At 70.1% G+C, this 8,768-nt stretch carries 6 protein-coding genes, 1 rRNA gene and 2 pseudogenes; 1 reads left to right on the top strand and 8 read right to left on the bottom strand.

Annotated features, from left to right (window positions below; translation table 11 throughout):
• Both B277_RS05255 and tyrS read right to left on the bottom strand, forming a co-directional pair.
• Positions 1-293 (bottom strand): 16S ribosomal RNA (locus B277_RS05255); the annotation flags it as partial.
• 649 nt (positions 294-942) lie between these two features.
• Entirely contained in the window at positions 943-2,214 is a 1,272-nt protein-coding gene (tyrS, locus tag B277_RS05250) for a tyrosine--tRNA ligase (RefSeq protein WP_007925955.1), read from the bottom strand.
• A 391-nt stretch (positions 2,215-2,605) separates the two neighbouring features.
• Here tyrS and bfr point away from each other — a divergent pair, with 391 nt between their 5' ends.
• Entirely contained in the window at positions 2,606-3,094 is a 489-nt protein-coding gene (bfr, locus tag B277_RS05245; protein WP_007925953.1) for a bacterioferritin, read from the top strand.
• Here bfr and B277_RS05240 read toward each other — a convergent pair.
• From B277_RS05240 to argB, 6 genes and pseudogenes are all read right to left on the bottom strand, one after another.
• Entirely contained in the window at positions 3,081-3,710 is a 630-nt protein-coding gene (locus B277_RS05240; protein WP_007925951.1) for a DNA-3-methyladenine glycosylase, read from the bottom strand. The two genes, bfr and B277_RS05240, sit on opposite strands and share 14 nt — an antisense overlap.
• Before the next feature lies 1 nt (position 3,711).
• A pseudogene (argH, locus tag B277_RS05235) lies at positions 3,712-5,161 on the bottom strand (argininosuccinate lyase).
• Positions 5,158-5,670, bottom strand: coding sequence for an arginine repressor (locus tag B277_RS05230; protein ID WP_007925948.1), 513 nt, complete (start codon positions 5,668-5,670; stop codon positions 5,158-5,160). Before B277_RS05230 ends, argH begins: the two are co-directional and overlap by 4 nt.
• A pseudogene (gene argF, locus B277_RS05225) lies at positions 5,667-6,606 on the bottom strand (ornithine carbamoyltransferase). The gene B277_RS05230 and the pseudogene argF overlap by 4 nt, the downstream one beginning before the upstream one ends.
• The gene (locus B277_RS05220) at positions 6,603-7,811 is read right to left on the bottom strand and encodes an acetylornithine transaminase (RefSeq protein WP_007925944.1); all 1,209 of its coding nucleotides are present in this window, start codon (positions 7,809-7,811) and stop codon (positions 6,603-6,605) included. The pseudogene argF and the gene B277_RS05220 overlap by 4 nt, the downstream one beginning before the upstream one ends.
• Entirely contained in the window at positions 7,808-8,764 is a 957-nt protein-coding gene (gene argB, locus B277_RS05215) for an acetylglutamate kinase (protein WP_007925943.1), read from the bottom strand. The genes B277_RS05220 and argB overlap by 4 nt, the downstream gene beginning before the upstream one ends.
• Between the last annotated feature and the right edge of the window lie 4 nt (positions 8,765-8,768).

Below are 8,768 nucleotides of genomic sequence, written 5' to 3'. Positions count from 1 at the left end.
GGCCGGCTACCCGTCGTCGCCTTGGTGAGCCATTACCTCACCAACAAGCTGATAGGCCGCGAGCCCATCCCAAACCGAAAAACTTTCCAAACCATGCCCATGCGGGCCAGTTTCGTATCCAGTATTAGACGCCGTTTCCAGCGCTTATTCCAGAGTCTGGGGCAGGTTGCTCACGTGTTACTCACCCGTTCGCCACTGATCCACTCCAGCAAGCTGGAGCATCACCGTTCGACTTGCATGTGTTAAGCACGCCGCCAGCGTTCGTCCTGAGCCAGGATCAAACTCTCCGTTGATGATCAACACCCCCTCGAACCCACAAAGAGCTCACAAGGAGGCCAATCCATAACCCAACAAAGGGCTGAACCATGACTGAGCAAGAACAACCAGCGCAATCGCTGTTTGATTCATTGTCAACCAAAGGAAAAAATTCGCTCGACCAACCACACCCAACCCCCACAACGAGGACCAGGCACAATCAGCCAAAACGAGGTATTGGCATCGATTTTTGACACGCTGTTGAGTTCTCAAGATTCACACGCACACCCCACACAACCCACCACATCAGGCGAACCGCACAAGGGGCAACTTCTCCAACTTACCGCTGTCCACGCTTGGGCGTCAACTCCGTGACCCGCTCTCAGAGCGGCCGGAGACCTACGCGCTTGGATCTTCAGCAGTGGCCCACCGTAGCAGTCTCGCTGCTCGGCTCCAAGTCCACCTCCCTGACCATGACGGCCAAGTCCGATGGACCAAGATTCACTGGGCTGTCAGCCTGCGGGACCGGCCTGCCTGAGGCGACTACGAGAGCCACCACTTGGTGTCCGTTCCTCCCTCTCGGGCTGACATCGAGAACACTAGATCAACCCCGCCACAGAAACCAAATCGACGCCCGCTCCCCCCATTTTTCGGGGGCGCAGGCGTCGATCGGTGGGCGTGGCGAGGTCACACGAGACGCGCCGCCGCCAGGTTCTTGCGGCCCCGGCGCAGGATCGCGACGCGACCGTGGAGGTAGTCCCCCGGACCCAGGGTGACGGCGTCGTCGCCCAGCTTGGCCCCGTTGACCGAGACGGCCCCCTCGGCGATGGCCCGCCGGGCGGCCTTCTTCGAGTCCACCAGACCGGTGGCGACGAGCGCATCCAGCACACCGGTGCCGACCGGGATATCGGCACCCGGCAGCTCGGCTGTCGCGTCGATCAGGGTCGACTCGTCGAGGGCGGACAGGTCGCCCTTGCCGAAGAGCGCCTCCGAGGCCGCCTGCACCGACGCGGTCGCCTCGGCTCCGTGGACGAGCGTGGTCATGTCTGCGGCCAGGGCGCGTTGCGCCGCCCGGCGGAAGGGCTCCTCGTCCACGAGTCGCTCGAGCTCGGCGATCTCCTCCTGCGAACGGTCGGTGAAGACCTTGAGCAGCTTGACGACCGAGGCGTCCTCGACGTTGAGGAAGTACTGGTAGAAGGCGTACGGGCTCGTCATGTCGGCCGACAGCCAGATGGCATTGCCCTCGGACTTGCCGTACTTCACCCCGTGCGAGTCGGTGAGCAGCGGAGAGGTCAGCGCGTGGACCGAGGCGCCCTCGGCGCGATGGATCAGGTCGACACCGGCGGTGAGGTTGCCCCACTGGTCCGACCCTCCGAGCTGCAACGTGCAGCCGTGGGCGCGGTAGAGCTCCAGGTAGTCGAGCGCTTGGAGCAGCTGGTAGCTGAACTCCGTGTAGGAGATGCCCTCCTGGCTCTCCAGCCGGGCGGAGATCGCGTCCTTGCGGATCATCTGGTTGACGCGGAAGTGCTTGCCGACGTCCCGCAGGAAGTCGAGCGCACTCATGGGCGCCGTCCAGTCGAGGTTGTCGACGAGGATCGCGGGGTGGTCGACGCCGGAGCTGCCGTCGAAGTCGAGGAAGGGCTGGACCAGCTCCTTGATGCGAGCGACGTTCTGCGCCGTGTGCTCCTTGGTCCGCAGCTGCCGCTCGCTCGTCGGCTTCGGGTCCCCGATGAGGCCCGTCGACCCGCCGACGAGGCAGATGACGCGGTGCCCCGCCCGCTGCAGTCTCCGCAGGGCGACGAGCTGGACGAAGTTGCCGAAGTGGAGCGAGGGCGCCGTCGGGTCGAAGCCGCAATACACCGTGATCGGTCCGTCGGCGAGGGCCTGTCGCAGGGCGGCCTCATCGGTGGTCTGCGCCACCGCTCCGCGCCACTGCAGCTCGTCGAGGATGTCGGTCACGGTCGTCTCGGTCCTTCCGGGAGGTGCCGGGCGCGCGATCGCGCGCCCCGCCCCAGCCTGCCATGCGCTCCCCCGCAGGCCGGCAGCCACTCCGGTCCCGGCATGTGGAACACCCGGTGCGGAAGCCTCCCTTCGTCCGGTTAAGGTATGCCTCACCTCATTGATTCGAAGGGAGGGGTCTCGTGATCATCTGCCACTGCGCCGTCGTCGGTGACCGCGCGATAGCCGACGCTGCCACTGCGGGGCGCCACGACCCTCTCCCGGGTGTGTGCAGCAACCGGTGCCGGTCGCGATTGCGGGGCCTGTGTCTTCTCAGTGCGACGGATCCTCTGCGAGCATGTGGGGAGTGAGGCCGATCACGGTCTCTCCACCACGTCCGCGGAGGTAGACCGTGCAGCCAGCTGACCCCAGGATCGTCACCCTCCTCAACGAGGCCCTCACGCTCGAGCTGAGCGTCGTCAACGGCTACTTCCTCCACGCGCGGATGCTCGACAACTGGGGCTTCCCGCGGCTGGGCAAGGTCTTCTACGACCTGTCGATCGGCGAGATGAAGGACGCCGACGAGCTCATCGAGCGGATCCTCATGTTCGACGGCCACCCCAACGTGCAGAAGCTCAACAACATCCCCATCGGCGAGGACGCGCGGGAGATGCTCGACCTGGCTCTCGCGAGCGAGATCACGGCCGTCGCCCAGTTCAACGCGGCAGCGAAGGAGTGCCACGACCTCGGCGACCACGCGACCGCATCGGTCTTCGAGGAGATGGCCCGCGACGAGGAGCGGCACGCCGACTGGTTCGAGGCCCAGCTGGACGCGATCACCCGCATCGGCCTGGAAAACTACCTGGCCCAGCAGGTCGACGTCGGGGTCAACCCCGCCTGACCCGCGGTCGGCCGGGACGGTACGGCGACACCGATGGCTCGTCCGCCAGCCAGTACCGCCACGGGTACCGCTCACCGTCGCCGCCGGGGCCGGAGACGCCCACCCGGGGTCCGGTCCTGATCCGCTCGGCGGCGACCGGCTCGGCCGGCGCGCGCAGCACGAAGGGGGCACCGCGCCCCACGACGGCCGCACCGTCGTCCTCACCGACGATCCCCAGCGCCCGGGTCAGCCTGCCCGGGCCACGGGCCAGGTCCCGCCGTCGCACCCCGGGACGCCGCTGCTCGACGACGCCGTACCCGGCCACGACCTCACCGGCACGCAGGAGGACGGCGGCGCACTCCCCCTTCGCCCCGCACACGATGTTGGCGCACCAGTGCACCCCGTAGGACCGGTAGACGTACAACCGGCCCGCGGGACCGAACATGACCTCGGTCCGCGGCGTCATGCCCCGGTAGCCGTGCGAGCCGGGGTCGTCGACGCCCCAGTACGCCTCCACCTCGGTCAGGCGCAGGGCGACCGGACCGGCGACGAGGTGGCATCCGAGGAGGGAACGCGCGACGGTCAGGGGGTCGCCGGCCAGGTCTCCCCCGGTCAGACGACGCCCCTGACCGGACACGTCAGCGAGCCTCGATCCGGCTGGCGGCGAAGGCCTCCAGCTCGGCGAGTCGCGCCGCCGCGTCGTCGAGCTGCTCGGCGACACGGGCCGGGGCGGTCCCGCCCTTCGCGTCCCGCGAGGCGAGGGAGCCGTCGACCGACAGCACCTCGCGCACGTCGGGCGTGAGGTGCTGGCTGATGCCCGCGAGGTCCTCGTCGGAGAGGTCCCACAGCTCGATGCCGCGCTCCTCGCAGACTCGCACGCAGGCCCCGGCCACCTCGTGGGCGATGCGGAAGGGGACCCCCTGGCGCACCAGCCACTCGGCGATGTCGGTCGCGAGGGAGAAGCCCTGGGGGGCGAGGGAGGCCATCCGCTCCCCGTGGTACGTCATCGTCGCCATCATCCCCGCGAAGGCCGGGAGCAGGACCTCGAGCGTGTCGACCGCGTCGAAGACCGGCTCCTTGTCCTCCTGCAGGTCGCGGTTGTAGGCGAGCGGCAGCGCCTTGAGCGTCGTCATGAGGCCGGCGAGATCACCGACGAGGCGGCCCGCCTTGCCCCGGGCCAGCTCGGCGACATCGGGGTTCTTCTTCTGCGGCATGATGCTCGAGCCCGTGGAGAAGGCGTCGTCGAGGGTGACGAAGGAGAACTCCTTGGTGGCCCAGAGGATGACCTCCTCGGCCAGGCGGGAGACGTCGACCGCCGTCATCGCCGCGACGAAGCAGAACTCCGCGACGAAGTCGCGCGAAGCGGTCCCGTCGATCGAGTTGTCGACGGACCCCGCGAAGCCGAGGTCCGCCGCCACGGCCTCGGGGTCCAGCCCGAGGGAGGAACCGGCGAGGGCTCCTGAGCCGTAGGGGCTCAGGGAGGTCCGCTCGTCCCAGTCGACGAAGCGCTGCACGTCGCGCAGCAGCGGCCACACGTGCGCGAGCAGGTGGTGGCTCAACAGGACCGGCTGGGCGTGCTGGAGGTGGGTGCGCCCGGGCATGGCGACGTCGATGTTGGCCCGCGCCTGGTCGATGAGCGCCCGCGCCACGTCGAGGACGAGCCCGGAGACGATCCGGGCGTGGTCGCGCAGGTACATGCGGAAGAGCGTGGCGACCTGGTCGTTGCGCGAGCGGCCGGCGCGCAGCCGCCCACCGACGTCGGCCCCCCGCCCGCTCGATGAGACCGCGCTCGAGCGCGGTGTGCACGTCCTCGTCGTCGAGTGCCGGGGCGAAGGCCCCCGACTCCACGTCCGCCGCCAGCTGTGCGAGTGCCTGAAGCATCGCGTCGAGCGTCGCGTCGTCGAGCAGACCGGCTCCGTGGAGGACCCGGGCGTGGGCGCGGGAGCCGGCGATGTCGTACGGGGCAAGCCGCCAGTCGAAGTGCGTCGACTTGCTGAGCGCGGCGAGCGCATCGCTCGGTCCGCCGGCAAATCGCCCGCCCCACAGGCTGACCCGCTCACCGGTCGTCACGGTCTCGTCCTGGGTCACGGTGCCTCCTGGCTGTCGGTGGTCTGGGCCAGGCCCAGCAGCTGTGCGGTGACGGCGGCTCCCTCGTCGGGGCCACCGGTGATGATCATGATCGTGTCATCCCCCGCGATCGTCCCCAGCACTCCGGTCAGGCGGGCATGGTCGATCGCCGAGGCGAGGTAGTTGGCCGCTCCCGGCGGGGTGCGGACGACGACGAGCTGGGCACTCGCCCGGGCCGTGACGAGGAGCTCCTCGCACAGGCGGCGCAGCCGGTCGTCGTACTCGGCCGGGTCGACGGCCGCACGCGGGGTGCGGTCTCCCCCTTCGCCCGGGATGGCGTAGACGAGGTCACGCCCGACGCGGACCTTTTCCGCACGCAGCTCGAGCAGGTCGCGCGAGAGGGTCGCCTGGGTGACCTCGATGCCGTCGTCGGCGAGCAGGGCGAGCAGCTCCGGCTGGCTGCGGACGGCGTGCTCGCGCAGCAGCTCGGTGATGCGGGAGTGCCGCCCCGGCCGCGTCGTCACGGTCACGACGACGAGCGCAGGAGGAAGGTGAGCAGCGCCTTTTGCACATGGAGCCTGTTTTCGGCCTCGTCCCACACGACCGACTGCGGGCCGTCGATGACGTCGGCGGCGATCTCGAGGCCCCGGTAGGCGGGCAGGCAGTGCAGGACAATGGCCTCGGCTGCGGCGCCGGCGAGCAGCTCACCCGTGACGGCGAAGGGGGGCGAAGGGGCTCGCCTCGCCGGTGCGGTCGCCCTTTTCCCCTTCCATGCCCATCGACACCCACGTGTCGGTGGCGACGACGTCGGCTCCCTCGACGGCCGTGGCCGGGTCGTCGGTGACGAGCACCGAGCCGCCCTGCTCGGCCGCGATGCGCTCGGCGCGGGCGAGGACGTCGGCGGACGGCTGGTGGCTCGCAGGAGTGCCGATGCGCACGTGCATGCCGGCGAGGGTGCAGGCGAGCAGGTAGGAGTGGGCCATGTTGTTCGCCCCGTCACCGACGTAGGCGAGGGTCAGCCCGCGCGTGCTGCCCTTGTGCTCACGGACGGTCAGCAGGTCGGCGAGCAGCTGGCAGGGGTGGTACTCGTCGGTCAGCGCGTTGACCACCGGCACGTCGACGTGGTCGGCCATCTCCTGGAGGCGGTCCTGCCCGTGGGTGCGCCAGACGATGGCGCTCACCTGACGGCCGACGACCCGGGCGACGTCGGCGACGGACTCACGGGTGCCGATCTGGGCGAGGTTGCCGTCGACGACCATCGGGTACCCGCCGAGCTCGGCGACACCGGTCGTGAAGGACAGCTGGGTGCGCAGCGTCGGCTTATCGAAGATGATCGCGACGGCCTGCGGGCCGGCGAGCGGCTGCTCCGCGTGCCGGTCGGCCTTGAGCGCAGCAGCGAGGTCGAGGACCTCGGCCTGCTCGACGGCGGTCAGGTCGTCGTCGGCGAGGAGGTGGCGGACGGTCATGCGGACTCCTTGGCGGCCTCGTCGAGGATCGCTAGGAGGGCGTCGACGAAGGACGAGAGCTGGTCGGTGGTGATGGTCAGGGGCGGCGCGAGTCGCAGCGCATCGGGCGCCACGGGGTTGACGATGACGCCGTGCCGGCGGGCGACGAGAGCAGCGGCCGGGGCGATCGGACGGGCGAGCCCGATCGCGCGCAGCAGACCGGCCCCGCGGACCTGCGTGACGAGCGGGTGCTGGAGCGCCTCGACGGCCGCGACGAGGTGCTCGCCGGCCGCGACGGCGTGCTCGATCAGGCCCTCCTCCTCGATCGTCGCGATCACCGCGAGGGCCGCGCTGCAGGCCAGCGGGTTGCCCCCGAAGGTCGAGCCGTGCTGGCCGGCGGTGAGCAGACCGGTCACCTCGGCCCCGAAGGTCACGAGGCCACCGATGGGGACCCCGCCGCCGAGGCCCTTGGCGACGGTGATGGCGTCGGGGACGACGCCCTCGAGCTGGTGGGCGAACCAGGCCCCGGTCCGACCGATGCCGGTCTGGATCTCGTCGAGCACGAGCAGCGCGCCCGCCTCCCGGGTGATCTCCCGGGCTGCCGCGAGGTACCCGGCAGGCGGGGTGACGACCCCGGCCTCGCCCTGGATGGGCTCGAGGAGGACCATCGCCGTGTCGGGACCGACGGCGGCCCGCAGCGCGTCGACGTCGCCGGGGGCCACGTGCGTCACGCCCGGCAGCAGCGGCTCGAAGGGCGCCCGGTAGGCCTCCTTGTGGGTGAGGCTCACCGCGCCGGTGGTGCGGCCGTGGAAGGCGCCCCCGACGGCGACGATGCCGGTGCGACCCGTGCGTCGCGAGAGCTTGATCGCCGTCTCGACGGCCTCGGAGCCGCTGTTGCAGAAGAAGACCCCGGACCCGTGCGGTGCCCGGGCGACGCGCAGCAGCGCCTCGGCGGCCTCGATCTGGGCGGGGGTGGTGAAGAAGTTGCTGACGTGGACGAGCTCGCCGGCCTGCTTCGAGATCGCGGCGACGAGCTCGGGGTGACCGTGACCGAGCGCGTTGACCGCGATGCCGCCGAGGAGGTCGAGGTAGCGCGTGCCGTCGACGTCCCACACGTAGGCACCCTCACCGCGGGTGAGGACGAGGCCGGGCAGACCGAAGACGCCGATGTGGCTCGCGCGGTAACGCTCGAGCAGGGCCTGGTGGGCAGCGGAGACATCGGTCACGACGGGCTCCCTTCGCTCTCGTCGCGCGTGGACTCGTCGGGCAGGATCATCGTGCCGAAGCCTTCGTTGGTGAAGAGCTCGAGGAGCATCGAGTGCGGCTGGCGGCCGTCGACGACGTGCGCCTGGGGCACACCCTGCTCGACGGCACGGATGCAGGCCTCGAGCTTGGGGATCATCCCGGAGTCGACCCGGCCGAGGAGGTCGCGCGCTCCGGAGGCGGTGAGGTGGGACAGGAGCGAGTCGCGGTCCGGCCAGTCGGCGTAGACCCCGTCGACGTCGGTGAGGACGACGAGCTTGTGCGCCCGCAGGGCGACGGCCAATGCCGCGGCGGCGGTGTCGGCGTTGACGTTGAGCACCTGGCCATCGACGTCGAGATCGGGCGCGATCGTCGAGACCACCGGGATGCGACCGGCGTCGAGGATGTCGAGGACGGCTGCCGGGTCCACGGACTCGACGTCCCCGACGAGCCCGATGTCGACCGGCTCACCGTCGACGACGACACCCTTGCGGCGGCCGCCGAAGAGGCTCGCGTCCTCGCCGGAGAGCCCCACTGCGACGGGGCCGTGCTGGTTGAGCAGGCCCACGAGCTCGCGGCCGACCTGGCCGGTGAGCACCATGCGCACGACCTCCATGACCTCGGGGGTCGTCACCCTCAGGCCACCCTTGAACTCGCTCTCCAGACCGAGGCGATCGAGCATCGCCTGGATCTGCGGGCCGCCACCGTGGACGACGACCGGCCGCAGGCCTGCGTAGCGCAGGAAGACGATGTCTTCGGCGAAGGCCGCCTTGAGGGCATCATCGGTCATCGCGTTGCCGCCGTACTTGATGACGACCAGGGCACCGCGGAAGCGCTCGAGCCAGGGCAGGGCCTCGACGAGGGTGGTCGCCTTGGACTGGGCGACCCGCAGTGCGGCGGCGTCGATCGCGCCGCGCAGGGTGGATTCAGCAGACATGCTC

Source organism: Janibacter hoylei PVAS-1, assembly GCF_000297495.1.
Taxonomy (GTDB): Bacteria; Actinomycetota; Actinomycetes; order Actinomycetales; family Dermatophilaceae; genus Janibacter; species Janibacter hoylei.
This window is presented reverse-complemented; position numbering and strand designations above follow the sequence as displayed.

Coding starts and splice junctions, on each gene's coding strand:
- argB (WP_007925943.1), bottom strand. CDS start 8,764: ATGTCTGCTGAATCCACCCTGCGCGGCGCGATCGACGCCGCCGCACTG.